Raw genomic sequence first — 25424 nt, 5'->3', positions numbered from 1 at the left:
GGTCGCTCAGCCGACGTTGGGCGCGGTCTCGGGGTGCTCGGCGTCGTACGCGGCGCGCTCGCGGTCGATCCGCCCGCCGAGGCGGAGGGACACGACCCACAGGACGACGAAGATCCCGCCGACGACGAACATCATGGGCACGACGAGGCCGAACGCGAGGACGGGGACCTGGGCGACGGTGCCGCCGACGTAGCCGCCCGGTGTGCCCACCATGCGCGACAGGACGACGAGGACGACGAAGAGGACCCCGCCGACGACCCAGACCGACGCCGCGGTGGGGAGCTCGAGGGGGCCGCGGGAGTAGGGGATGTCGCGGAGCCCGTAGGCGACGAGCGTGGCGAACACCACGAGGAAGGCCTCGAGCAGGAGGGTCGTGGACGCGAACTGCTGCTGCGCCGACTTCTTGGGCTTGATGCGGTCGCCGGGCGACGGGCGCACCGGCCCCGCCGCGCGGCCGTGGCGGGACGGCTGCGGGGCGGGGGCCGGGGACTGCGGGGTGCTGCTCACGTCGTCAGGATACCGGCGTCCCGGCGTTCCCCCGGGTCTCGTCGCCCGCCACGGCGCGGCCGTCGGCGGTGCCGTCCGGACCCGTCGCGGGCTCGCTGCCGACGACGGCGACGGGGGCGTCGGCGTCGGTCGCCCCGGCCCGCGCCGGGTCGGCGACGGCTTCCCCGCGCGCGACCATGCCCGCGACGTCGGACAGGCGGACCTCCTTGAGGAACAGCGCGAGGACGAACCCGACGAGGACGAGCGGGACGAGGTACCAGAACGCGGGGGCGAGCGCGTCCGTGAACGCGTCGACGACGCCGGTGTGGATCGGTTCCGGCAGCTGCTGGACCACCTCGGGGGTGAGGGACGCACCGTCGGCGCCCGCGGGCGCCGCTCCCACGGGCAGGCCGGCGAGCACGCCCTCGAGGTTGTCGGTGAGGCGCGACGTGAAGATGGTCGAGAAGAGCGCGGTGCCGACGGCGGCCCCGATCTCGCGGAAGAAGTTGTTGGCGCTGGTCGCCGTGCCGATCTCGTGCGGGTCCACGGAGTTCTGCACCGCGAGCACGATCGTCTGCATGACGAGCCCCATGCCCGCCCCCATGACGAAGATCATGGCGCCGAACAGGACCATGGACATGTCGCCGGTGATGCGGGTGAGCCAGACCATGCCGAGCGCGGTGATGGCGAGGCCTGCGACGGGGAAGAGCTTGTAGCGGCCGGTCTTCGTGATGGCGAAGCCGGAGCCGATCGCGGTGAGCATGACGCCGACCATCATGGGCAGCATGAGGAAGCCCGACTCGGTGACACCGGCCCCGGTCGACATCTGCAGGAACGTGGGGAGGAACGCGAGGGCGGAGAACATGCCCATGCCGAGGACGAGGCCGATGAGCGTCGCGATCGTGAAGGTCGGGTTCTTGAACAGGTGGAGCGGGAGCAGGGGCTCCTCGGCCCGGTTCTCGACGACGACGAACGCGACGACCGACACGACGACGGCAGCCACGAGGCCGAGCAGCCACGGGTCGGACCAGTCGTAGCCCCGGGAGGACGTGAGCGACTCCCAGCTCGTGACGAGGACGATGCCGGACGTGGCGACGACCATGAAGAAGATGCCGGCGACGTCGATCGTGCGGCCCGCACGGTGCGACGGGAGCTTGAGCGCGACCCAGGCGACGACGAACGCGGCGACGCCGATGGGGACGTTGATCCAGAAGGCCCAACGCCAGCCGGGCCCCTCGGTGAACCAGCCCCCGAGAAGCGGGCCCACGACGGCGGCGATGCCGAACAGGGCGCCCATCGGGCCCATGTACTTCCCGCGCTCCTTGGCGGGGACGATGTCGGCGATGATGGCCTGGGAGAGGATGATGAGGCCGCCGCCGCCGAGTCCCTGGATCCCGCGCCAGGCCACGAGCTCGCCGAACGACTGGGCGAACCCGGCACCGGCGGACGCGACGGTGAACAGCCCGATCGCGACCAGGAACGGCCAGCGCCGCCCCCACAGGTCGCCGAACTTGCCGTACAGCGGCATGACGATCGCGATCGCGAGGATGTACGCGGTGATGACCCAGCCCTGGTGCTCCACGCCGTGGAGCTCCCCGACGATGGTCGGCATCGCGGTGCCGACGATCGACTGGTCGAGGGAGGACAGGAACATCGACGCCATGAGGGCGCCGAAGATCACCCACACGGTGCGGGGGGTGAGGACGACGAGCGGCTTCCCGCTGTCTGTCGGCGCCGCGGGCGACGCGGTCCGGGTGCTGGCCATGAGGTTCCACTTCGGTCGGGACGGCCCGCGGGCGCGACGGGCGCGGTGCGGGCCCGTCGTCGGGAGGTCGTGCGGGGGCGTGCGGAGGTCGTGCAGGACGAGCGGCGGCGCGCGCCGCCGGGTTCAGGTCGTCGGCGGCGGTTCGAGGAGCGCGCGGAGCTGGGCGACGACCGCGTCGAGGTGGTCGGCGGGGCCGCCCTCTCCGTCGTGGCGCTCCCACTCGAGGAGGCTGACCCGGAGGAGGCTCATCACGACGAGCGCGAGCAGCTCGGGGTCGGCCGGGGACGGTCGCACGGCGTGCCGGGCCGTGAACAGGCCCACCATCTCCGCCCGGTGCTCCTCGACCCAGGCGACGTGGCGCGCGAGGAGCCGCGTCTCGCGGGTGACGAGCTGCATGGTGCGGTGCATGCGGTCGGGCGAGGCCTGCTGGTGCTGCAGGACGTCGGCCACGACCCGGGCGAGGTCGTCGAGGAGGACGCCGGTGGGCCCGCCCGCGACGAAGTCGGCGGCGACGTCGGGCCCGACCTGGAACGGCTCGAGGCCGAGCACCGCGTCGTCCTTCGAGGGGAAGTAGTTGAAGAAGGTGCGCGGCGAGACGCCGACGGTCTCGCAGATCTCCTCGACGGTCACGGCGTCGAGACCGCGGTCGAGGACGAGGCGCTGCGCGGCGTCGACGAGCTCGCCGTGGCGGCGCCGCTTCTTGCGCGCGCGCAGCCCGTCGTCCGCGGACGGGGCGGGCCGCTCGACCGCGGGGTCGGCGGAGACAGATGCTGGCACCCGAGGATTATTGCAGTCGACGCAAAGTTGCATCAACTGCAACTCTGCGTGACGTCGGTCACGACGTCAGGTCTCGCCGAACCCGCCCTCGACGGCCTCGACGACCGCGGCCAGCACTTCCTGGGCCTGCGGGCCCTGCGCGCGCACGTCGAGCTCCGCGCCTCCCGCCGCGCCGAGCTTCATGAGCTCGAGCACGCTCGCGCCGTTCACCCCGTCGACCGTCACGCTCGCGTCGTACCCGGCGACGAGCCGCGCCAGGACCGCGGCCGGACGCGCGTGCAGGCCCAGCCGGTTGCGGAGCGTCACCCGGGCGCTCGCGAGACCGTCGTCCGCGGCCGCTCCCGGTCCGGGAACCCCGGCCGTGCCCCCGGGCTCCTCCGGAGCCGCCGCGGACCCCGGGCCGACCGCGAACGTGCCGCCCGCGTGCTCCGCGGACGCGACGACCTCGGCGAGCGACCCCCCGCCGTGCGCCGTGACCGCGGCCGCCACGGCCCCCTCGACGAAGGGTGCGTCCGCCAGCACGACGCGCCCGTCGAGGTCCTCCATGTCGAGCACCGTCTCGACCGTCATCACGGCCGAGCCGAGGTCGGCGAGGACCACGGTCCCCTCCGCGAGACCGAGCGACTCCTCGACCGCCGCCTGGACGCGGTCGTAGCTCGTGCCCAGGCCGCCGTCGTCCGTCCCCCCGGCGGCCAGCAGCACGACGCCCGGGGCCATTTGCGCCGCGAGCTCCACCGCACCCTCCGCGAGCCCGCGGGAGTGCGAGACGAGGACGAGGGCCGTCCGGGCGCGCGCCACCGGGACGTCGTGCGGGCCGTCCTGCACGGTCATCCGCGCCTCACCGCGACCCGGCGGCGTCGCGCGCCGCCTCCAGCAGCAGCGCGGTGGACGTCGCACCCGGGTCCTGGTGGCCCGCGCTGCGCTCGCCCAGGTAGCTCGCCCGGCCCTTCGTCGCGACGAGCGGGACGGTCGACGCCGCGCCCTCCCGCGCGGCCCGCGCCGCGGCGTCGAGCACGTCGACGGGCGCCGCGCCGCTCTCGGCGGCCGCCTCGGCCGCGTCCACCGCGGGCTGCCACGCGTCGACCATCGTCTTCTCCCCCGTCGCGGCCTTGCCCCGCGCGGTGATGCCCTCCAGCGCGCCCTCGAGGAGCGCCACGACGCCGTGGGCGTCCAGCTCGGGCAGGCCGGTCACCTTGGCCGCGCGCAGGTAGGCGGTGCCGTAGAGCGGGCCGGACGCCCCGCCGACCGACGACATGAGCGTGGTCGCCACGAGCTTGAGCACGTCGCCGATCTGACCGGGCGGCGGCGTGCCGTCCAGCTTCGCCACCACCGCGCGGAACCCTCGGTCGAGGTTCTCCCCGTGGTCGCCGTCACCGATCTGACGGTCCAGCTCGGTCAGCTCGTCCTTCGCGCCCGCGATGCGCTCGGCGCTCAGCCGAGCCCAACGGTCGGCCCAGGCCACGTCCAGCGTCATGCCCCACCTCTCCTTGCCGGTGGACCGGCGGACCGCCGGTCCGGAGACCGCACGAGCGACCGGGGCCCGCGGCCCCGGCGCGTCACCAGTGCAGCGCCGTCGTCCGGACCGGGGCGTCCCACAGCGCGGTCAGCTCGTCGTCCAGGCGCAGCACCGTCACCGAGGCCCCCTGCATCTCCAGCGACGTGACGTAGTTGCCCACGAGCGACCGCGTGACCCGCACGCCCCGCTCCTCGAGCAGCCTCCTGGCCCGACGATAGACGACGTACAGCTCCGACGACGGGGTGCCCCCCATTCCGTTAACGAACAGCAACACGTCCTCGCCGTCCGCGAGCGCGAGGTCGTCCGCGACCGGGTCGAGGAGCAACGCGGTGATCTCGTCGGCCGACGCGTGGGGGATGCGGCGGCGCCCCGGCTCCCCGTGGATCCCGATGCCGATCTCCACCTCGTCGTCCCCGAGGTCGAAGCTCGGCTTGCCGACGTGCGGCACCGTGCACGCCGTGAGCGCGACGCCCATCGAGCGCACGTTCGCGACGACGCGCCGGGCCACGTCGGCGACGGCGGCGAGGTCGTCCCCGCGCTCCGCCGCCGCCCCGGCGATCTTCTCCACCGCGACGGTGCCCGCGACGCCGCGGCGTCCCGCCGTGTAGAGCGAGTCCTCGACGGCGACGTCGTCGTTCACCACGACCGTCGCGACGTCGACGTCCTCGGCGTCGGCCAGCTCGACCGCCGTCTCGAAGTTGAGCACGTCGCCGGTGTAGTTCTTCACGATCGCGAGCACGCCCGCCCCGGCGTCCGCGGCGAGGATCGCGGGCAGCACCTGGTCCGGCGTCGGCGAGGTGAAGACCGCGCCGGGGACCGCGGCGTCGAGCATGCCGGAGCCGACGAAGCCGGCGTGCAGGGGTTCGTGACCCGAGCCGCCGCCCGAGACGATCCCGACCTTGCCCGAGACCTTCCCGCCGGCGCGCGAGACGAACGGCGGGTCGAGGTGGACCTCGACGAGGTCGCCGTGCGCGAGGCCGAACCCCTCGAGGGACTCCGTCACCGCGTCCTGCGGGTCGTTGAGCAGCTTCTTCACCGTCATCCCTCCGTCCTCGGTGGGCCGTGGGTCGGGGGTCGTTCCCCGTCGTCGCGGGACCGGCGCCACCGGGACCATCAAACACCCGGACGGCGGCCGGCGCTCCCGGAGGTCAGCCGCGGCCGAGGAGGAGGCGCGCGTCCGCGACGGTGACGACGGACCCGGTGACGAGGACACCGGTGCCGGTGCCCACGCCGACGGGGTCGGCGGCCTCGGCGAGGTCGACGGCGACCTGGATCGCCTCGTCGAGCTGCTCCGCGCTGCGCACGCGGTCCTCGCCGAACACCTCCGCGGCGAGCTCGGCGAGCTCGGCGACGTCGGCGGAGCGGTCCGAGCTGTTCCGCGTGACGACGACCTCCGCGAGCACGGGCTCCAGGGCCGCGAGCAGCGCCTCGGCGTCCTTGTCCCCCATGATCGCGACGACGCCCACGAGGTGGCGCAGGTCGAACGCCTCGTCGAGGGCGGCGACGAGCGCCTCGGCCCCGGCGGCGTTGTGCGCGGCGTCGACGAGCACGGTCGGGCTGGACCGGACGACCTCGAGCCGGCCCGGCGAGGTCACGTCCGCGAACGCCGTCTCGACGAGGGCGCCGTCGAGCGACCGGCCTCCGAGCATCGTCTCGGCCGCCGCGAGCGCGAGCAGCGCGTTGTGCGCCTGGTGCGCGCCGTGCAGGGGGACGAAGACCTCGGTGTAGAGCGCGGCGGGCGTGCGCAGGTCGACGAGCTGCCCGCCGACCGCGACGTGCCGTGCCGCGACCTCGAGGTCGACGCCCTCGCGCAGCACGCGGGCCCCGACCTGGCGCGCGCGGTCGAGCACGACCTCGAGCACCTCGGGCTCCTGCTCGGCGACGACGGCGGTCGCGCCCTCCTTGACAATCCCCGCCTTGTTCGCGGCGATGTCCTCGAGGGTGGAGCCGAGCCAGCGCTCGTGGTCGTGCGCGACGGGCGTGATCACCGCGACCTCGCCGTCGACGACGTTCGTCGAGTCCCACGTGCCGCCGAGGCCGACCTCGACCACGGCGACGTCGACCGGCGCGTCCGCGAACGCGGCGACCGCCATGACGGTGAGCACCTCGAAGAAGCTGAGGCGCGGTCCCCCGGCCTCCTGCGACTCGCGGTCCGCGACGCCGACGTACGGCGCGACGTCCTCCCACACCTCGACGAAGCGGCGCGCGCTGATCGGCTCGCCGTCGACCTGGATGCGCTCGGTGACGCTCGTCAGGTGCGGGCTCGTGAACAGCCCGGTGCGCAGGCCGTGCTCGCGCACGAGCCGCTCGACCATGCGGGCCGTCGAGCTCTTGCCGTTCGTCCCGGTGAGGTGGATCGCGCGGAACGCGTGCTGCGGGTCGCCGAGCAGCTCGAGCACGCGGCGCACGCGGTCGAGCGTCGGGTCGATGTCGTGCTCGGGTGCCCGCGCCATGATGTGGCCGTACACCTCGCGCAGCGACTCCTGCGCGGCGGCGTCCTCGGCCGCCTCGCGCGCGACGGCGCCCGCCGGGCGCTTGCGCTCGCTCATGCTCCCGCCACCTCCGCCTTCTCGACGCGCACCGCGCGCTGGTCGGTCGGTGACGTCTCGACGACGACGTCCACCGCGAGGGTCTCGCGCGCGACGAGCGCGCGGTGCTCGGTGACGGCCGCGACCCACTCCCCCGGGACGTCGAGCGCGAGCCGGATCCGGTCGGCGACGTCGAGCCCGGCGGCCTTGCGCGCGTCCTGCACGTCACGGATCACGTCGCGCGCGTAGCCCTCGGCGAGGAGCGCGTCGTCGAGCACGAGGTCGAGCACGACGAACCCGCCGCCGGGCAGCACGGCGGCGGCGACCGTCGGCCCGCCGTCGACGCCGTCGCCCGCCTCGCGGGCCGCGACGACCGTCGTGAGCTCGTACTCGGCGGGCAGCAGCGCGACGTCACCGTCGGCGGTCGTCACGACGACCTCGCCGCCGTCCTCGACGCGCCACGCCCCGGCCTTCGACGCCTGGATGACGGCCTGCACGCCCCGGCCCAGGCGCGGGCCGGCGGCGCGCGCGTTGACCGCGAGGCGCTGGGTGACGCCGAACCGCTCGGCGGCGTCCGAGTCGGTGGACCCGAGCTCGACGGCCTTGACGTTGAGCTCGCGCGCGAGCAGGTCGGTGTACGGCGCGAGCGCGTCCGGGTCGTCGACGACGACCGTGAGGCGCGCGAGGGGCAGGCGCACGCGCAGCTGGTGGGCCTTGCGCAGGCCGAGCGCCGACGACGCCACGGCACGCACCTCGTCCATGGCGACGACGAGCGCGTCGTCGGCGACGAGGCCTGCCTCGGGAACGGTGCGGACGGTCACGGCGTACGCGCCGCCCTCGCCCTCGAACCGCTCGCCGACCTCCTGGGTCGTGGCGGGCCAGTCCTCCAGGTGCACCGAGCGACCGCCGGTCAGTCCGCGCCAGACCTCCTCCGTGAGGAGCGGCGCGAGCGGCGCCATGACGCGCGTGAGCGTCTCCAGCGCGGTGTACAGCGTGTCGAACGCGTCGGCGTCCTCCGCCCAGAACCGGTCGCGCTGCGTGCGCACGTACCAGTTCGTCAGCACGTCGAGGTGCTCGCGCACCGACTCGCACGCGCCCGCGATGTCGTACGCGTCGAGCTGCTGCGTCACCCGCACGACGAGGTCGTGCGTGCGCGCGAGCAGGTAGCGGTCGAGCGCCGGCAGGCCGGGCACGCGCTCGGGTGCCACGCGCTGCGCGACGTAGCCCGCGCCGTCGGGCACACCACCGGGGACGCCGCCCCCGGCGACCTCGCGGGCCTGCGCCTTCGAGCTGTTCGCGTACAGGGTGAAGAAGTAGTACGTGCTCCACAGGGGCAGGAGCACCTGGCGCACGGCGTCGCGGATCCCGTCCTCGGTGACGACGAGGTTGCCGCCGCGCAGGATGGGCGAGCTCATGAGGAACCAGCGCATCGCGTCGGAGCCGTCGCGGTCGAAAACCTCGTTGACGTCCGGGTAGTTGCGCAGCGACTTGCTCATCTTGCGCCCGTCCGAGCCGAGCACGATGCCGTGCGAGACGGCGGACCGGAACGCCGGGCGGTCGAACAGCGCGGTCGCGAGGACGTGCAGCGTGTAGAACCAGCCGCGCGTCTGGCCGATGTACTCGACGATGAAGTCGCCCGGGTTGTGGTGCTCGAACCACTCCGCGTTCTCGAAGGGGTGGTGGACCTGGGCGTAGGGCATCGAGCCGGAGTCGAACCACACGTCGAGGACGTCCTCGACGCGGCGCATGGTGGACCGGCCCGTCGGGTCGTCGGGGTTGGGACGGGTGAGGCGGTCGACGAACGGGCGGTGCAGGTCCGGGTTGCCGTGCTCGTCGCGCGGCAGGCGGCCGAAGTCGCGCTCGATCTCCTCGAACGAGCCGTACACGTCGACGCGCGGGTGCTGCGGGTCGTCGGACTTCCACACCGGCACGGGGCTGCCCCAGAACCGGTTGCGCGTGATCGACCAGTCGCGGGCGTTCTCCAGCCACTTGCCGAACTGGCCGTGCTGGATGTGCTCCGGCGTCCACGCGATCTGCTCGTTCAGCTCGACCATGCGGTCCTTGAACTGCGAGACCGCGACGAACCACGACGACACGCCCATGTAGATGAGCGGCTGCCGGCACCGCCAGCAGTGCGGGTAGGAGTGCGCGTAGGACTCGCGGCGCAGCAGCACCGTGCCCTCGGTGACCGCGCCGACGGCGAGGTCCGGGACCTCCGCACCGTCCCGGCCGTGCAGGGCCACCGCCGCGTCGCGGCGCGTGCGGCCCTTGAGGTGGTCGATGATCAGGGCGTTCGCGTCGAACACCTGCAGGGACTCGTAGTCGACGACGGGGAAGGTGAACTTCCCGTCCGCGCCCACGGGCAGCACCGGCTCGATGCCCTCGCGGTCCGAGACGACCTTGTCGTCCTCGCCGAACGCGCCGGCTCCGTGCACGAGGCCGGTGCCGTCCGTCGTCGTGACGAAGTCGGCCTCGACGACGCGGTGCGCGTTGGTGTGCCCCGCGTAGTAGGAGAACGGCGGCGTGTACGAGCGGCCGAGCAGGTCGGAGCCCTTGAGCCGCTCGACGACCTGGCTCTCGAGGTCGCCGTCCGCGCCGTCGGCACCCGGGTCCGTGAGCTCGCGGGCGTACGCCTGCAGGCGCGCCTCGGCGAGCACGTAGCGCTCCTTCACGCCCGTCGCGGACGACTCGACGACGACGTAGTCGACGTCGGGACCGACCATGACGACGAGGTTCGACGGCAGGGTCCACGGCGTCGTCGTCCACACGAGCGCGAGCTCACCGGTCTCCAGGCGCAGGCCGACCGTCACGGCCGGGTCCTGGCGCACCTGGTAGACGTCGTCGTCCATGCGCAGCTCGTGGTTCGACAGCGGGGTCTGGTCGTTCCAGCAGTACGGCAGCACGCGGAAGCCCTCGTACACGAGGCCCTTGTCGTGGAGCTGCTTGAACGCCCACAGGACCGACTCCATGAACGTCGGGTCGAGCGTCTTGTAGTCGTCCTCGAAGTCCACCCAGCGCGCCTGGCGAGTCACGTACTCGCGCCACTCGCCCGTGTACTTCAGCACCGAGGCGCGGCACGCGTCGTTGAAGCGCTCGATGCCGAGCTCGAGGATCTCTTCCTTGGTCTTGATCCCCAGCTGGTCCATCGCCTCGAGCTCCGCGGGCAGGCCGTGCGTGTCCCAGCCGAAGCGGCGCTCGACGTGCTCGCCGCGCATCGTCCGGTAGCGGGGCACGACGTCCTTGGCGTACCCGGTGAGGAGGTGGCCGTAGTGCGGCAGGCCGTTCGCGAACGGCGGGCCGTCGTAGAAGACGAACTCGTTCGCGCCGTTCTCGCCCGCCGGGTTGCGCTCCACCGACGCCCGGAACGTGTCGTCCTCCTCCCAGTACGCGAGGATCTCGCGCTCCAGGGAGGGAAGGTCCGGCGACGCGGGGACGCCGGACGACGCCCCGGGGTGCGCGGGGTCGGGCGAGCGGTGCAGCGGGTAGGCCATGATCTTCGGCTCCGTCGGGGTGGTGGTACGCGTGTCGTTCCCTGCCGCGAGGACGACGCCCCGTGGGTGCGCCGCGGTACCACCTCGCTTGCCGGCGTCCGTCCCGTGCCCGACGCCGGGGCGCGGGTTCACGTCGAGGGTCGCCGACCGCTCGTCGGGGGCTGTGACGGGCCCTGCCCGTCCGGGTCTACTGCGGGCCCGCGCGCGGGCCCGGTTCTTCCGGAGGCTCACCGGTGATGGCCGGGTCGAAGCCGATGGGCCCGATCCTACCCGCTCCCCGCGACTTCACCCGGTCCGCCCGTCACCCCCCGTCGGGCCGCAGGTCACTCCTGTCATGGGCTACGCGCGCCTCGACGTCGACGACCAGGACCCCGTCGGCAGCTACGTCGCGGACTGCGTCGAGTCCCTGCGCCGCGTCGCACCCCTGTTCGACGTCGCGGGCGCGCTGCCCGACCTCGAACGGCTCGCCGCCGCCGAGCCCGGCCTCGGGTACGCGGACCTCGCGGGCGTCACGGCCCGGACGGGCACGGACTTCACGACCGACGTGGTCGCCGCCCTCGTCGCCGTGCACCTGGAGACCTGGTCCGAGGGCGGTGCGGACGGGCTGTGCCTCGCGCCGCTCTACGACCGGGGCCGCGCACCCGCGGGCGACGCCGGCGCGCGCGAGCTGCTCGACCGCTGGGTCCGGGCGAGCGCCGACGTCGCTCTCCTGGCGCGCCGCACGCCGGGCGTCGAGGTGCGTGCGGCCGGGGCGCTCGGGCACCTCGCCCGGGGCCTCGTCGCGGCCGACCGCGAGGCCGCCGTCGCGTGCGCGCTCGACGCCATCATGCTCGCGAGCCTCGTGGCCGACGGCGCGCCCACCGTGGACGCGGCCGCGACCCTGTTCGACGTGGCGAACGGTCACGACGAGGACCTGGCGCGCCTGGCCCTCGCGTACCGGGCGGGCGGGCTGTCCCGCCTGCCCGGGCCACGACGCGACGACCTCGCGCTGTGGGACGCCGTCGAGTCGGCGTGCCGCTACCGGCCGGAGGCACCGACCCCGCACCTCGCCGCGGCGCAGGAGCTGCTCGCCGTCCTCGACCGGGTACCGGCGGTGCGCGACCTCTCCGGCACGTTCGCGCTCGCCTTCGACCACGACCCGGACCGGGCCGAGGCGTTCGCGCCCCTGCGCGCGTTCTCCGAGCCGGTGTGGGAGTGCGGCGTCGCGGAGCTCGGCGAGCGTGTTCACGCCCTGCGCGGCGTCAGCACCGTGTTCGACGAGCGACGGCTCGCGCTCGTCCCGCCGCCCGAACACGCGGTCGCGACGGCGGACATCGACGACTGGTCGGTCGACCACCACGCCTTCCGTCACGCAGTCCCGTTCTCGACCGGCTTCCGGCGCGAGGCGGAGCGGCGCGAGATGCTCCTCGTGCTCGGGCACGAGCTGATCCACATCGACTCGACGTTCGGCTGGCTCGGGACCTCGTTCGTCGCGCTGCGGACCGCCGCGACGGCCGACGAGGTCGCCCACCACACCCGCGGCCTCGGCAGCGCGTCCCCCGAGCCCGACGCCCTCGGACGCCTGGCCGCCCTGGAGCCCGTCGGCGTGCTGCTGCCCCTCGTCGAGCGCCAGCTCGAGCTCGTCCGCAAGGCCCAGGTCCTGCGGGCGGTCTGGACGCCGTGGCTGGAGGGGCTCGCGATGTTCGGCGAGCTCGCGGCGGACCCGACGACCGACGACGAACGGACGACGAGCTTCGGCGGACCGCTCGCCCACCTCGTGGACCACCATCACGACCCGGCGACCGACCCGCCGGTGCGCGAGTGGTGGGCGGCACGCCATGCGGAGGCCGAGTCGGGCTACGCCGACGCCCTGGCCGAGCTGGGGCCGTTCCGGCTGCGGGCCTACCTGGGGCGACCGCCCGGCCGCTACCTCGCGGGGTACCTCGCCGTGCGCGGCGTGCTGTCCGCCTGGCGCGCGCACCGGCCGCTCGGCGGTGTGGACGCCTACCAGTGCCTCCTCGGAGCCACGCGGTCGACGACGCGGCACGCCGTCCCCGACCTGGCCCTCGCACCCGAGGAGTTCACGGAGCGCTCGCTCGCGCTGATGTCGACGTGGGTCGTGCGCGCGGCCGCCTCGGACGGACCCGCGCTCGACGCGCTCGACCCGTACCGGGCGCGGACCCCGCGGGACGTCATGACCGGCGGGCCCGCCCAGCCGCCGTCGACGGACGACTGCGCGCTCCTCGCCCGCGCCGCGGGCGTGCCCCGCGCGGACCGCAGCCCGGAGGTGGCCGACCTGGAACCCGGATCACGTGCCGCGCTGACGAGACTCTTCGACGTCGTCGCAGAACGCGTCCCGGCACATGACCTGGAGGTCCTGTCCGAGATCGCCCTCGCGCGCGCCCACCGCATGCAGCTCGTCCCGATCGGGCGGTTCGACGCGATGTTCTGGCTCTGGTCGGACCCGGAGAGCACGAGCGCCTCCCTGCTGCTCCAGCTGCGCGTCACGAGCGACCTCGGGAGCGACGACCACGACGAGGCGCCCGGCGACACCGGCGGCTACTCGCTCTACGGCGTCCCGCTCGACGCCGACGAGCAGTCCCGGCTGCGCGCGGAGATGGACACGAGGCGCCGGGCCCGCATGGAGGTGCACCGGTTCGCGGACCGTGCCGGGTCGCGCGAGAACGGCCTGACGGGCGGCCAGTACCTCGCGCTGCGGTACGGAGGCTTCGTCAAGGTGATGTCGGGCGGTCTCGCCTCGGGCATCGCCCCGGCGGCCTCCGTCGTCGACGCCGTCCGGACACGGCTCGTGCCGTCCCCTCTCACGCTGCTCGACCTGCGGGTCAACGACGCACCGACGCTCGCGCGTCGTGCCCTCGCGTGGCTCGACACGATCGACGCGAGCGTGTCGTCGCTCCCGGCGCTGGGCGCGTGGCGGGACAGGGTCCGCGCCCTGGCCCGGCAGGTCGCGGAGCCCGACGAGGCCGCGCTGGTCGCACGGGCGGGACACGCGCTGCTGGGCAGGCTCGGGTGGACCGCGGACGAGGTCGCCGCGGTCACGGCCGACGGTCTCGGCGCTCTCGCCGACGACGACACCACCGGGCTCGGTCCGGTGCTCGCCGCCCTTCTCGCGAGCGGCCGCGACGGTCCGCTCGAGGAGACCCCCGGCGTCGACCCCGGGATCCTCGCACGGTTGTTCCACCGCACCACCGCGGGCGTCGACGCCCGCCCGATCCCCGAGGAGACCGCATGATCGCCGTCGGAGTGCTGGACCGCCAGGGGTTCGAGGCCTCGCTCGCCCACGCCCGCCGGTTCGGGAGCACGGGTGACTACCCCGGGCTGGCCGCGCCGGCCGACGGCGGCTTCCTCGGTCGGGTGGCGGACGCCTGGGAGGCCGTCGAGCGGGCGCTGCGCACGGCCTTCGTGCACGGCCTGGAGCGGGCGCAGGAGCTGCGCGACACCGCCGTGCGCACGGCCCAGGAGTGCATGGACGGCGCCGGCAAGCGCGCGCGGGACGTCCACCAGGCCCTGCTGGGCAAGATCCAGGACTACCTCACGACCCTGGTCGACACCGTCCTCGCGCGCCTGCGGCCCACGGTCGTCGTCGGCGGCGTCACCCTGTCCCTCCGGTCGGTCGACCTCAGCCAGCGCCTGTCGCTGTCCGGCTCCCTGAAGGCCGCGATCACGGAGGTCGTGGCGCTCACCTCGTCGGGCGAGCTGGGCGTCGGCGCGAGCTACGGCGTCACACAGGCCTGACCCGTCCCGGCGACGCCGCGGCCGCTCCGGAGCGGCCCGCGGTGCGGCCGCGCCGACGGGCGCTGTACGCGTCGATGTCGCGGGCCACGAGCCACTCGAGGGTGAGCGGCGGGGCGGTGGGCGTGGCCGTCGGGACGGGTCGGGGCGTCGTCGTGCGACGGGGCGGGGCGGTGGTGCCGGGCAGGTACATGGGTTCTCGGTCCTCCGGTGACGGGCGTCAGGGGTGCAGACCGGCCTCGGGTGCGGGAGTCATCGAGGACCCTCGCGGGAAGACCGGCGACCGTCACGCCCCTGCGCGCGGACCCGACGGGAGTCGGGATACCGGGTAGGGAGGGGCGGATGCCTGCTCGCGGACACCTGGTCGGCTGCGCGTGGCGCCGCGAGCCGTCAACAACAGGACGACGCGGAGGGGACCTGCGGGCGCGCGAGGACGAGCATGCTGCTCGTCGGGCGCGCGGAGGTCACGGCGTCATGCTGCCATCAGCCGACGCGCACGTCCACCCCGTGCCACCCGCTCGCGCCGTCGGGCGCGGGCGCCGCGACCTCGGAGGTCTGGACCTGCCCGTCGGCGTCGGTGGCCCGCACGGTGAGGCGGTGCTCCCCCGGCCCCGACGCCGCGGCGTCCCACTCCCAGGACCACTGCCGCCAGGTGTCGGGTCCCACGGTGTCGGCGAGGGTCGCGGTCTGCCAGGGGCCGTCGTCGACCCGCACCTCGACCGCCTCGACGCCGGTGTGCTGCGCCCACGCGACCCCCGCGACGGTCACCTCGCCCACGTCCACGCTCGTGCCGGCGCGCGGGGTGTCGACACGCGACGCGAGCTTGATCGGGCCGCGCTCGGACCAGCCGCGCGTGGACCAGTAGGCGACGTCGTCGGCGAACGTCGTCACCTTGATCTCGGTGACCCACTTCGTCGCGGACACGTAGCCGTACAGGCCCGGGACGACGAGGCGGGCGGGGAACCCGTGCCGCTCGGGCAGGGGCTCGCCGTTCATCCCGACCGCGAGGAGGCACGCGCGCTCGGGATCGGTGAGCACGTCGAGGGGGGTGCTCGCGGTCCACCCGTCGGCGCTCGTCGACAGCACCATGTCGGCGCCGTCCTGCACGCCCGCCCGGGCGAGGAGCTCGCGCACCGGGTAGCCGAGCCACAGGGCGTTGCCGACCAGGTCGCCGCCGACGGAGTTCGACACGCACGTGAGCGTCACGTGGTGCTCGACGAGCGGGAGGTCGAGCAGCTCGTCGAACGTGATCTCGAAGGGCTCGTCGACCAGGCCGGTGACCCGCAGCGTCCAGGAGTCCGGGTCGACCTGCGGGACGCGCAGCGCGGTGTCGATGCGGTAGAACCCGTCGTTCGGCGTGACGTACGGGGCGACGCCCGGCACCCCGAGGTCGGCGCCCGCGGGCACGGCGGGCGCGGCGGTGGCGGCGCGCGGCAGCCGCAGCGCGTCGCGCGCCGCGGTCACGGCGCGGCTGCCCGCCGAGACGGCGCGCGACGTCGCGAGCGCGACCACGCCTGCCGCGGCGGCGAGGCCCGTGACGAGGAGGAACCGGCGCCGGTCGAGGCCGCGCGCGCCGTCGGGCCCGGCCGCCTCCCCGTCGTGCGCGGGCGGTCCCGCGAGCGCCGGCGGGCGCAGCGTCGACAGCGCGGCGCGCAGGAGGAGGACCGCGACGCCGACGCCGACGAGGCTGGGCAGGGCCCAGGCGACGCTCCCGCCGGGCCGCGTGGCGGCCACGACCGCGGCGACGACACCGACCGCGGCGAGCAGGACCGCGCCCGTCGGCGGGCGGCGCAGCTCGAGCCACCCCGCGAGCGCGGCGCCGGCGGCGAGCACGACGCCCATCGTCGCGAGCAGCACCACCTTGTCCGCGCTGCCGAACGTCGCGATCGCCCAGTCCTTGAGCGGCGCGGGCACGACGTCGACCACCCCGGCCCCCGCGGCGAACAGCGGGCTCGACCCAGGAGCGACGACCGCCGCCACGAGCTCGGCGACCGCGAAACCCACCGCCGCGGCGACGACGCCGGCGAGCGCCGCGAGGAGACCGGGGTGACGCGACGGGCTGCTCATGCCTCCACCCTGCTCCCCGGGCGCCGGGCTGCGCCAGCCTCCGCCCCTGACGGTCGGCTGACGGGGTGCGCGGTCACGGGGCGGTGTCGTCGAGCCCCTTGGGCACGAGCGGCGCGCGCCACAGGCTGTACGTGGACGCCTGGGCGACCGGGCGCAGGATCAGCGAGTCGATGTTCACGTGGTGCGGGCGCGTCACGGCGAACGTCACCACGTCGGCGACGTCGTCGGCGGTGAGCGGGTCCTCGACCCCCTCGTACACGGCGTCGGCCCCGGACTGGTCGCCGTGGTACCGGTTGAGGGAGAACTCGGGCGTGTGCACGAGGCCGGGGGCGATCTCGATGACGCGGATCGGCTCGCCGACCAGCTCGAGGCGCAGCGTCTTCGCGACGCCGAGCAGCGCGTGCTTCGACGCGACGTACCCCGACCCGCCGACGTACGTGTCGTGCCCCGCGGTCGACGTCATGAGCACGATGTCGCCGCGGCGCGACGCGCGCAGCAGCGGCAGGAACGCCTTCGTGACCCGCACCGTGCCCAGCACGTTCGTCTCGTACATCGCGCGCCACTCGTCGACCTTCGCCGCGTCGACGTGGTCGACGCCCAGCCCGAAGCCCGCGACGTTGAGCAGCGCGTGCACCGGCCCGCGTGCACCGGCCTCGGCGACGAGCCGGGCGACGTCGTCGTCCGACGTCACGTCCCCCACCACCGGGTGCGCGCCCGTGCGTCCGGCCACGTCGGCCAGCCGGTCCGCGCGCCGCGCGAAGGCCACGACGTCCCAGCCCCGCGCCCGCAGGTGCCGCACGCACGCCTCGCCGATGCCCGACGACGCGCCGGTCACCACCGCGCGCAGGGGTGCGGCGGGGTCGGGCGCGCCGGGCGTGCTCGGTGTGCCGGAGGGGGCGGTGGCGTCGTCGTGCGTGCTCATCCGAGCACTGTGCCACGACCGGGACGTTCCCGAGGTTCGATGCTCAGGCGAGCGCGTCCGCGAACGACTCCGCGCGGTGGCGCAGGTCGACCCACAGCTCCTCGCGGCGCTCCGCGACCCGTGCGGAGAGCGCGTCCTCCCGGTCGACGAAGTCCTGGAGCTTCGCGATCATGCCGTCCGCCATCGCGTCGAGCTGGGCACGGCTCATCGGGTTCCGTCGCGGCACCGCGCACAGGAAGGTGTCGTCGCCGAAGTAGTCCGCCGGCATGCCGCGCCGCGCCGCCATCCCGACGAACGCCGCCGGCCGGTCGAACGCGAGGAAGGGGAGCCACCCGTGCAGGCGCTTGCCGAAGGCGAACCGGCAGTCGGTGTAGCGGGCCCCGTAGGACGGGTGAGCCGCGAGCGCCTCGTTGAAGGTCCGGTGGAACTCCTTCTGCGGGAGGCCCGGGTCGAGCGCGGCCTTGAAGGGTGCCTCGTCGATCTCGACGAGGGGGAACAGGCCGAGCGAGTACCGGTTGGAGTCGCCGGAGGCGTTGACCATGGACCGCACGTCCAGACCGAGGGCGTTCGCGTAGGCAACGAACCGGCGCAGGGGGTGGTCCGCGACGTTCTCCTCCGTGAAGAGGAACGCGTCGAGGTTGACCACGACGACGTCCCGGGTGGTGCGGGGGACGTCGAGGAGCCGGTCGGTGAACAGGGACGCGCACGGCGCCCACTCGGGGCTCGTCACGGGTCCGATGCGGCGCAGCAGCTCGGCCTCCTTGGTCGCGCGCACCACGATGCGCGGCGCGCGGGACGTCACGCGCCGCACCGCGGCGAGCTCGGTCTCCGTGGGCTGCTCGAGGACCCCGGTGGACCACAGGAAGAACTTCTTGGGCTCGAAGCGGTCCCACTGCTTGGCGAGCTTCGCGTGGAGGTGGCGCGAGGAGTTGGTCTGGACGAACAGGCCGCCGGGCCCGATGACGACGTTGTCCGTGGGCCGGTCGCCGCGGCGCAGGTAGACGGGGTCGCTGACGTGCCGGAAGTCGAGGTCGACCAGTCCGTCGAAGAGCTGCTTCGTCACCTCGTACAGCAGGGCGTCCCCGGCGTTGCCGCGCGGGCCGCACGTGATCCACAGCGCGCGCTTCATGCCGCGCTCCCGGCGACCGCGGCGGCCTCGCGGTCCGTCGCCTCCAGCGCGCGGACGGGGGGGACCAGCTCGTCGAGGTGCTCGTCGAGCATCGCGCGGTAGCGCGCGGCGAACCGGTCGAGGGAGAAGTGCTCCTCGAACACGCGGCGGTTGCGTCCGCCCCAGTCGGCCCGGTCGCGCGTCTCGAGGACGCGGCACGCGTCGTCGAGGGTGTCGTCGGTGACGAAGAGCACGTTGCCGTCGAGGTCGACCTCGACGTTGCCCCCCACCGGGGAGAGCACGAGGGGCTTGCCGGCCCGCATGGCCTCGAGGGTGGCGAGGTCGAAGATCGCGGTGCGGTGGAGCATGACGTAACAGTCGGCGAGGTCGAGGAGCGCGAGGAGCCGGTCGTGGGTCATGCGGGTGCCCACGAGACGGGTCTCGTACCGGCGACCCTTCTGGCGGGCGCGCAGGGTCTCCAGCCGTCGCCCGTCGCCCGCGGCACCCACCGCGACCCACACGACCTTGCGGCCCGTCAGCGCGACGTAGCGGTCGAGCAGGGCGGGGACGCGGTCGAGACCCTTGTCGTGGTTGAAGTCGCCGACGCTGACGAACACCTCGGTGTCGTCGCCGGGGAGCCGCAGCTCGCGCGCGACCTCCTCGCGCAGCGCCGTGCGGTCCGCGGCGTCCGGTGCGTGGTCGGCGGCGGACACGGTGTTGTACAGCGCCTCGTCGGCGAACCGGACGTCCGCGGCCTCGTCGATGCGCGACGTCGTCCGGTACGCGTCGCGCGCACCCAGGCTGGGGAAGTACACGGACCGTGCGTTCTCCAGGACGAGGCGCTCGAGCCGGCCCGCGACGTGCTCCTCGTGCGCGGTGGGGGTGCGACCGAGGGAGCGCATCTCCTGCAGCGTGCTGCCCTGCTGGTGGTAGACGAGGACGTACGGGACGCCGAGGAGGTAGGCGCCGTAGGCGGCGCCGAGGTCGTGGCACACGAGCAGCAGGGTGCGGCCCTCGGCCCGGGCGGCGAGGAGGCGGGCGTCGGACGCGACGTGCTCGCCGCCGAGGACGATGTCGGCGACCTTCCCGCTGAGCCCCGCCACCATCGGTGCGACACGCTCGCGCAGGGCGTCCTTCTCGCCGTCGTCGAACAGGTACTCGAGCCGCTGCCCCCGATACCGGTCACCGAGCGCGAGCCGCTGCGTCGCGAGCACACCGGCGGGCCCGCCCGTCTTGCCCGTCGCCGGGTCGTACCGGCGGTACGCGCAGCCGACGACGATCACCTCGCCGGCCGCCTGCCCGTCGGCGGGACCCGACGCCGCGGGGGCGTCCTCGACGGCCCCGCCCGGGCGCAGGGTGCGCAGGAACGCCCCCTCGGCCGCGACGTCGTGCCGGGCACCCATGTCTCCCAGAGCGTCGAAGTAGTGCCCCGTCTCCTCGTTGCCGTCGAGGGTGGAGAAGCCGTACACGTCGACGTCGCGCAGGGAGCCGTGGGCCCGATGCAGCATCCACAGGAGCTGGGCTCCGCTCGTCGGGAGGAGCAGGCCCGACTCCCGGCGCAGGGCGAGCTTCGTCGCCGTGTCGACGTGTGCGAGCTTCTCGGGGAAGAGCTGGGCGTCGCGGTACAGGGCGTCGCCGTGGGACGGCACCTCCAGGACGTTGCGGAACAGGTCCATCTCCCACAGCACGAGGGAGAGGTCCTCGATCTCGGCGCGGTCCCGCACGTCGCGGTGCGCGCCGCGCACCCACACGTCGGTGCGGGAGCCGTAGTCCGCCTCGTACCCGGCCGGGTGGTTGTTGAACCGCACCACGACGTCGTGCGCGTCGATCTCCTCGCCACGCCCGGCACCGAGCGGCCCCGGGCCGTTGCCGACGACCGCGACGGTGCGGCCCGCGACGACCTGCCCGAACAGGTCCCGGTCGAGGTTCGCGTCGAGGACGTCGGCGACCTCGGCGGCCCGTGCCACGGCACGCGACGGCACCCCCAGCTCGCGCGCGAACCGCGCGACGGGGAGGCAGGTGGCGAGGAGGTCCGCGCCGTCGGCCTTCCTCGCGAGCAGCGTGCGGACGACCCGCTCCGCCGTCTCGCGGTCACCGGCCTCGAGCAGCGCCCCGGCGTGGACGAGCCACAGCCGCGACGGCATCACGGTCCACGCCACGGAGTTCTGGCTGAGCGACCTGGCCCGCGCGACGAGACCGGGCGTCGCGCCCTGGTCGCGCCACTCCGCCCGGGACAGCGCGAGGTCGTCGCCGGCGCCCGACCTGCCGCCGCGCGCCCGCTCGTCCCCGGTGCGCGCGCCGTGGCCGAACAGCTTCTTGTCGAGCACGCGCAGCCGCCACGCGGCGGCCCGCACGAGCCGGGTGTTCTTGAGGTTCGTGGTCATCTCACCGGAATCCGTCACGGAGCACTGGGACCCCGGATGGTAGGCGGGCGGATCCGACGCCGCGGCGAACCCCCGGTGAACGCGGCACGGCCACTGCGTGGCGATGTGACGACCGTCGTCCCGACGCCACGGGACGGCCACCGACGTCTGCCACGATGACCGGACACCGCGGCCGCCCACGGGCCCGCAGGTACCGTCACGACTCGGAGGACACGGATGCCGGCACGCTCCACCTCGCTGTACGTCGAGCACCACGAGCACTGGCAGGACGTCGTCACGACCGACCGGACCCTGCCGGGACCGTTGCGGGTCCGCACGGTCGAGGGCGCGACCGTCCTCCCGCTGCGGCCGTCGACCGACGGACGGCACCGGTGGGAGGGCGGCGTCGTCGACGCGCACGGCGAGTTCGTCGCCGGGCACCGCACCGGGTACCGGCACGCCACCTCGCGCAACAACGTCGTGGGCGCGTACCCGGTGCCCGCGGACGTGGTCCACCGGCCCGAGGTGGTGATCTGGGGCGGCGGGCGCGACGCGCGCCACTTCGGCCACTTCCTCACGGAGAACCTGACCCGCCTGTGGTTCTGGGTCGAGAACCGTGGGCTCGGCCTCAGGGTGGCCTTCGTCAACAACGGCCTCGGGCACGACCACCCGAACGTCGAGCTCTTCCACCGGCTCGGCCTGCGCCGCGAGGACCTGCTGTTCGTCGAGGAGCCGACCCGCTTCGACGCGGTGGTCGTGCCCGACCAGGCGCTGTACCTCTCGGGCGAGATGCACCTCGGCCACTCCCGCTCCACGTACGACGCCCTCCGGGCGAGCGTCCCTCCGGCGGGGGTCGACAAGGTGTACCTGACACGCCGCCACCTCACGCCGAAGGCGTGCGTGCGCGACGTCAACGAGGAGATGCTGGAGGACTTCTTCGCCGCACAGGGGTACGAGGTCGTCGCCCCGGAGACCCTGCCCCTGGGCGAGCAGATCGCGCTCATGGCGGGTGCGCGGGAGGTCGCCTGCACCCTCGGCACGCTGTCCCACCAGGTCCTGTTCTGCCCGGACGGTGTGCGGCTGTCCGTGGTCCTGCGCGACCCGCACGAGCCGCTGCCCGTGCAGTGGTCCATGAACGCGTTGCGCGGCGCGCGGTGCAGCGTCGTGGACGCCTCCCTGTCCTTCCTCCCGTCGTCGCACACGGCAGGCGTGCGCTACTTCACGTCGACTCCCGGGTGGTCGCGCTTCGTCGCCGAGCAGTTCGGCGCCGTCGCCCCGGCCGCACCGCCGGACGAGCACCTCCTCGACTACGTCCGGCACTGGACGCAGGTCGTCGCGGGCACGCCGGCCCGCGACCTCTGGCGCTTCCCGTCGTGGACGGTCGCCGACCTCGTCGCGAGCCTCAGCACCTCCGTCGTCGGGGCACCGCTGCGCCCGGCGACCCGGGCGAAGCTCACCGACCGCTTCGGGACGAGCGGCTAGGCTGGTCCCGGACCACGGGCCGCACTCCTCTCGGCCGACGGGGCGACCTCGACTCTGGGTCGCGGGGTCCACGGGCGCGAGATGACGCGCCGTCCTCGCAGCGACGCCGTCGCACGCCCCGGTGTGCACGCGTCGTCGGCTGCGCTCGCCCCGACCCTGGGAGGCCCCGCGTGCCCGTCCGTCGTCCTCGACGTGTCCCGACCCTCGCCGTCGCCGCCACGGCGCCGCTCGTGCTGCTGCTCGCCGCGTGCTCGTCCGGCACCTCCACGGGCGGTGGCCCGACGGCGGGCGGCGAGCCCGCGCCGTCGGGCACCACCGAGGGGGCCGCGACCGCCACCACCTATCCCCTGACGCTCGACGACTGCGGGGTCGAGGTGACGTTCGACGCGGCCCCCGAGCGCGTGGTGACGATCAAGTCGAGCACCACCGAGATGCTCCTCGCGCTCGGGCTGGGCGACCGGATCGTGGCGAGCGCGTTCCTCGACGGCCCGGTGCCGGAGTCGCTCGCGGACGCCGCGGCCGAGGTGCCCGCCGTGGCCGAGCCGATCGCGGACCAGGTGCCCGGCGCGGAGGCGGTGCTCGCGCTGGAGCCCGACCTCGTCTACGCGGGCTGGGAGTCGAACCTCACGGCCGAGGGCGCGGGCGACCGCGGGACACTCGCGCAGCTCGGCGTCGCGACGTACGTCTCCCCGGCCGCGTGCAAGGCACCGGAGTACATGCCGAACCCGCTGACGTTCGACGACGTGTTCGCCGAGATCACCGAGGTCGGCAAGATCTTCGACGTGCAGGAGGCCGCCGCCGACCTCGTGGCCGACCAGCGCGCGACGCTCGACGGCGTCGAGGCGGACGACCGCGGGCTCACCGCGCTCTGGTACTCCTCGGGCGACGACATCCCGTACGTCGGCGCCGGCATCGGGGCGCCGCAGATGATCATGGACGCCGTCGGCCTGGAGAACGTCGCGGGCGACGTCGAGGACACCTGGACGTCGTTCGCGTGGGAGGAGGCCGTCGCGGCCGACCCGGACGTGCTCGTGCTCGTCGACGCCGCGTGGAACACCGCCGAGTCGAAGATCGAGCGCCTGGAGTCGAACGCCGCGACCGCCGAGATGACCGCGGTGCGCGAGGGCCGCTACCTGCGCATCCCGTTCCCGGCGACGGAGGCGGGCGTGCGCAACGTCGACGCCGTCGTCGACCTCGCGGCCCAGCTGGAGGCGCTCGACCTGTGACCGCCCTGCGCAGCCTGCCCGACGTCGCCCCCGCACCGTCCGCGGGCGGGCGACCGGGCGTGCGCCGCGGCGCCGCGTGGTGGCTGCCCGTCGCGGTGGTCGCGCTCGTCGTCAGCGTGCTCGTCGCGGTGACGATCGGGCCGGCGGAGCTGTCGGTCGGCGACGTGTGGCGGTCGATCGCCTCGCACCTCGGGCTCGGTGGCGTGCTCGGCGTGGAACCGCTCGGCGCGCTGCAGGACGGGATGGTGTGGCAGCTGCGCCTGCCGCGCATCCTCACCGCCGCCGCGGTCGGCGCGGGTCTCGCCGTGTGCGGGGTGGTGATGCAGTCGCTCACGCGCAACCCGCTCGCCGACCCCTACCTGCTCGGTCTGTCGTCCGGGGCGTCGCTCGGGGCGGTGCTCGTGCTGGTCGTCGGCTGGACCGTGCTGCTGCCCGTCGCGGCGTTCGGCGGCGCGGTGCTCGCGCTCGTCGCGGCGCTCGCGCTCGCCGGTGCCGTCGGCACCATCACGCCGAGCCGCACGGTGCTCGCCGGGCTCGCCGTGAGCCAGCTCGCCGCCGCGGCGACGAGCTTCGTCATCTTCTGGTCGGCGACCGGCGACTCGTACCGCGAGATCCTCTCGTGGCTCATGGGGTCGGTCGCGGGCGCGACGTGGACGTCGGTCGCGGTCGCCGGGATCGCGACGCTCGTCCTCGGGACGGTGCTCGCGTCGACCGGGTCCGTGCTCGACGCGTTCACGTTCGGCGACACGGCGGCCTCCGCGCTCGGCGTGGACGTGTCCCGCGTGCGGTGGCTCCTGCTCGTCGGCGTCGCGCTCCTCACCGGCGCGCTCGTGTCGCAGTCGGGCTCCATCGGCTTCGTCGGGCTGATCCTCCCGCACGCCGTGCGCCTGCTCACGGGCGCGCGCCACCGCCTGCTCCTGCCGCTGTCCGCGCTGTTCGGCGCGTCGTTCCTCGTCTGGGCCGACACGCTCGCCCGCACGGTGTTCGCGCCGCGCGAGCTGCCCGTGGGGATCGTCACCGCCGCCGTCGGGGCGCCCGTGTTCGCGCTGCTGCTGTGGCGCGGGAGGAGGACCGCGTGACGGACCTGCGCACCACCGGCCCGACGGCGCCCGGTCGCACGTCGTCGGACGCGGGCCATGACGCGGGCCTCGACGCCACGCGGGTCTCGTGGGCCGTCGACGGGCGCCTGATCCTCGACGGCGTCGACGCCACTGCACCACCCGGCGCCGTGAGCGGCCTGCTCGGGCCGAACGGCTCCGGGAAGTCGACGCTGCTGCGCGTCCTCGCCGGCGTCCAGGCGCCGACCGTGCCGCACGACGTGACGCGGGAGCCCGCGACCGTGCGGTTCGGCGGCGACGAGCTGCTGGGGCTGCCACGGCGCCGTCGGGCGAGGGTCCTCGCGCTCGTGGAGCAGGACGCGACGACGGACCTGCCGCTGACGGTGCTCGACGCCGTCCTGCTGGGCCGCATCCCGCACCGCTCGCTCCTCGCCGGGGACTCCGCGCGCGACCGCGACGTCGCGCGCGCCGCGCTGCGCACGGTCGGGATGGAGGCGTTCGCCGACCGCGAGGTCGCGACGCTGTCCGGCGGCGAGCGCCAGCGCGTGCACATGGCGCGCGCCCTCGCGCAGGAACCGGCGCTGATCCTGCTCGACGAGCCGACGAACCACCTCGACATCGCCGCCCAGCTCGACGCGATGCGCGTCCTGCGCCGTCTTGCCGACGACGGCGTGACCGTGCTCGCCGCGCTGCACGACCTCACGCTCGCCGCGCAGACGTGCGACCACGTCGTGCTGCTCTCCCAGGGTCGGGTCGTCGCGGCGGGCGACGTGCGCGACGTCCTCGTGCCGCACGTGCTGGACCCGGTCTACGGCGTGCGCACCGACGTGCTCACCCACCCGCGCACCGGGCGGCCGGTCCTCACGTTCTCCCCGCCGGACCCGCCACCGGGCTGACGAGGTC

Annotated in this window: 19 protein-coding genes; 6 read left to right on the top strand and 13 right to left on the bottom strand. The window is 74.5% G+C overall.

What is annotated here, in order from left to right; translation table 11 throughout:
• Window positions 1-6: 6 nt before the first annotated feature.
• The 8 genes from LGQ04_RS14055 to ileS form a co-directional block, all read right to left on the bottom strand.
• Window positions 7-507 (bottom strand): DUF4233 domain-containing protein, encoded by a 501-nt coding sequence (locus tag LGQ04_RS14055; RefSeq protein ID WP_308016409.1) that lies wholly within the window; start codon window positions 505-507, stop codon window positions 7-9.
• Window positions 508-511: 4 nt separating this feature from the next.
• Entirely contained in the window at window positions 512-2251 is a 1740-nt protein-coding gene (locus LGQ04_RS14050; RefSeq protein WP_229244568.1) for an MDR family MFS transporter, read from the bottom strand.
• A 123-nt stretch (window positions 2252-2374) separates the two neighbouring features.
• Window positions 2375-3028 (bottom strand): TetR/AcrR family transcriptional regulator, encoded by a 654-nt coding sequence (locus tag LGQ04_RS14045; RefSeq protein WP_229244567.1) that lies wholly within the window; start codon window positions 3026-3028, stop codon window positions 2375-2377.
• A 66-nt stretch (window positions 3029-3094) separates the two neighbouring features.
• Entirely contained in the window at window positions 3095-3859 is a 765-nt protein-coding gene (dhaM, locus tag LGQ04_RS14040; protein WP_229244566.1) for a dihydroxyacetone kinase phosphoryl donor subunit DhaM, read from the bottom strand.
• Window positions 3860-3866: 7 nt separating this feature from the next.
• The gene (dhaL, locus tag LGQ04_RS14035) at window positions 3867-4502 is read right to left on the bottom strand and encodes a dihydroxyacetone kinase subunit DhaL (protein ID WP_229244565.1); all 636 of its coding nucleotides are present in this window, start codon (window positions 4500-4502) and stop codon (window positions 3867-3869) included.
• A gap of 82 nt (window positions 4503-4584) precedes the next feature.
• On the bottom strand, window positions 4585-5580 hold the full coding sequence (dhaK, locus tag LGQ04_RS14030) for a dihydroxyacetone kinase subunit DhaK (protein ID WP_229244726.1): 996 nt from the start codon (window positions 5578-5580) through the stop codon (window positions 4585-4587).
• A 112-nt stretch (window positions 5581-5692) separates the two neighbouring features.
• Window positions 5693-7093 (bottom strand): bifunctional folylpolyglutamate synthase/dihydrofolate synthase, encoded by a 1401-nt coding sequence (locus LGQ04_RS14025; RefSeq protein ID WP_229244564.1) that lies wholly within the window; start codon window positions 7091-7093, stop codon window positions 5693-5695.
• Window positions 7090-10563 carry an isoleucine--tRNA ligase gene (gene ileS / locus LGQ04_RS14020; RefSeq protein ID WP_229244725.1) on the bottom strand — a complete coding sequence of 1158 codons (3474 nt, stop codon included), beginning with the start codon at window positions 10561-10563 and terminating at the stop codon, window positions 7090-7092. Before ileS ends, LGQ04_RS14025 begins: the two co-directional genes overlap by 4 nt.
• 334 nt (window positions 10564-10897) lie before the next feature.
• Between ileS and LGQ04_RS14015 the strand changes: the two genes are divergently transcribed.
• Window positions 10898-13795, top strand: coding sequence for a hypothetical protein (locus tag LGQ04_RS14015; RefSeq protein ID WP_229244563.1), 2898 nt, complete (start codon window positions 10898-10900; stop codon window positions 13793-13795).
• Entirely contained in the window at window positions 13792-14298 is a 507-nt protein-coding gene (locus LGQ04_RS14010; protein ID WP_229244562.1) for a hypothetical protein, read from the top strand. The genes LGQ04_RS14015 and LGQ04_RS14010 overlap by 4 nt, the downstream gene beginning before the upstream one ends.
• On the opposite strand, the gene LGQ04_RS14005 is transcribed toward LGQ04_RS14010, so the two are convergent.
• The 5 genes from LGQ04_RS14005 to LGQ04_RS13985 all read right to left on the bottom strand — a co-directional run bounded on the left by LGQ04_RS14005 (window position 14285) and on the right by LGQ04_RS13985 (window position 20776).
• Complete coding sequence (locus LGQ04_RS14005) at window positions 14285-14488, bottom strand: hypothetical protein (protein ID WP_229244561.1); 204 nt, start codon at window positions 14486-14488, stop codon at window positions 14285-14287. The two genes, LGQ04_RS14010 and LGQ04_RS14005, sit on opposite strands and share 14 nt — an antisense overlap.
• A 290-nt stretch (window positions 14489-14778) precedes the next feature.
• On the bottom strand, window positions 14779-16362 hold the full coding sequence (locus LGQ04_RS14000) for a molybdopterin-dependent oxidoreductase (protein ID WP_229244560.1): 1584 nt from the start codon (window positions 16360-16362) through the stop codon (window positions 14779-14781).
• Window positions 16363-16435: 73 nt separating this feature from the next.
• Entirely contained in the window at window positions 16436-17284 is an 849-nt protein-coding gene (locus LGQ04_RS13995; RefSeq protein ID WP_229244559.1) for an SDR family oxidoreductase, read from the bottom strand.
• Window positions 17285-17327: 43 nt separating this feature from the next.
• Complete coding sequence (locus tag LGQ04_RS13990; protein WP_229244558.1) at window positions 17328-18413, bottom strand: polysaccharide pyruvyl transferase family protein; 1086 nt, start codon at window positions 18411-18413, stop codon at window positions 17328-17330.
• Window positions 18410-20776, bottom strand: a complete 2367-nt coding sequence (locus LGQ04_RS13985) for a glycosyltransferase family 29 protein (RefSeq protein WP_229244557.1) — start codon at window positions 20774-20776, stop codon at window positions 18410-18412. Before LGQ04_RS13985 ends, LGQ04_RS13990 begins: the two co-directional genes overlap by 4 nt.
• Before the next feature lie 216 nt (window positions 20777-20992).
• Between LGQ04_RS13985 and LGQ04_RS13980 the strand changes: the two genes are divergently transcribed.
• The 4 genes from LGQ04_RS13980 to LGQ04_RS13965 all read left to right on the top strand — a co-directional run bounded on the left by LGQ04_RS13980 (window position 20993) and on the right by LGQ04_RS13965 (window position 25417).
• Window positions 20993-22237, top strand: coding sequence for a glycosyltransferase family 61 protein (locus LGQ04_RS13980; RefSeq protein WP_229244556.1), 1245 nt, complete (start codon window positions 20993-20995; stop codon window positions 22235-22237).
• A gap of 170 nt (window positions 22238-22407) precedes the next feature.
• Window positions 22408-23463, top strand: a complete 1056-nt coding sequence (locus LGQ04_RS13975) for a putative F420-0 ABC transporter substrate-binding protein (protein ID WP_229244555.1) — start codon at window positions 22408-22410, stop codon at window positions 23461-23463.
• Window positions 23460-24542, top strand: coding sequence for a putative F420-0 ABC transporter permease subunit (locus LGQ04_RS13970; RefSeq protein WP_372470077.1), 1083 nt, complete (start codon window positions 23460-23462; stop codon window positions 24540-24542). Before LGQ04_RS13975 ends, LGQ04_RS13970 begins: the two co-directional genes overlap by 4 nt.
• Window positions 24543-24547: 5 nt before the next feature.
• Window positions 24548-25417: an ATP-binding cassette domain-containing protein gene (locus LGQ04_RS13965; protein WP_229244723.1), complete on the top strand. Its 870-nt coding sequence runs from the start codon at window positions 24548-24550 to the stop codon at window positions 25415-25417.
• Window positions 25418-25424 lie beyond the last annotated feature (7 nt).

The organism is Cellulosimicrobium marinum (assembly GCF_020551945.1).
Classification (GTDB): domain Bacteria; phylum Actinomycetota; class Actinomycetes; order Actinomycetales; family Cellulomonadaceae; genus Cellulosimicrobium; species Cellulosimicrobium marinum.
The sequence above is the reverse complement of the archived record's forward strand: the minus strand, read 5'-3'. Positions and strand labels throughout refer to the sequence as shown.

Coding starts and splice junctions, on each gene's coding strand:
- ileS (WP_229244725.1), bottom strand. CDS start 10,563: ATGGCCTACCCGCTGCACCGCTCGCCCGACCCCGCGCACCCCGGGGCG.
- LGQ04_RS14005 (WP_229244561.1), bottom strand. CDS start 14,488: ATGTACCTGCCCGGCACCACCGCCCCGCCCCGTCGCACGACGACGCCC.
- LGQ04_RS13980 (WP_229244556.1), top strand. CDS start 20,993: ATGCCGGCACGCTCCACCTCGCTGTACGTCGAGCACCACGAGCACTGG.
- dhaL (WP_229244565.1), bottom strand. CDS start 4,502: ATGACGCTGGACGTGGCCTGGGCCGACCGTTGGGCTCGGCTGAGCGCC.
- LGQ04_RS13985 (WP_229244557.1), bottom strand. CDS start 20,776: ATGACCACGAACCTCAAGAACACCCGGCTCGTGCGGGCCGCCGCGTGG.
- LGQ04_RS13995 (WP_229244559.1), bottom strand. CDS start 17,284: ATGAGCACGCACGACGACGCCACCGCCCCCTCCGGCACACCGAGCACG.
- LGQ04_RS14000 (WP_229244560.1), bottom strand. CDS start 16,362: ATGAGCAGCCCGTCGCGTCACCCCGGTCTCCTCGCGGCGCTCGCCGGC.
- LGQ04_RS14010 (WP_229244562.1), top strand. CDS start 13,792: ATGATCGCCGTCGGAGTGCTGGACCGCCAGGGGTTCGAGGCCTCGCTC.
- dhaM (WP_229244566.1), bottom strand. CDS start 3,859: ATGACCGTGCAGGACGGCCCGCACGACGTCCCGGTGGCGCGCGCCCGG.
- LGQ04_RS14015 (WP_229244563.1), top strand. CDS start 10,898: ATGGGCTACGCGCGCCTCGACGTCGACGACCAGGACCCCGTCGGCAGC.
- LGQ04_RS14025 (WP_229244564.1), bottom strand. CDS start 7,093: ATGAGCGAGCGCAAGCGCCCGGCGGGCGCCGTCGCGCGCGAGGCGGCC.
- LGQ04_RS14050 (WP_229244568.1), bottom strand. CDS start 2,251: ATGGCCAGCACCCGGACCGCGTCGCCCGCGGCGCCGACAGACAGCGGG.
- LGQ04_RS13990 (WP_229244558.1), bottom strand. CDS start 18,413: ATGAAGCGCGCGCTGTGGATCACGTGCGGCCCGCGCGGCAACGCCGGG.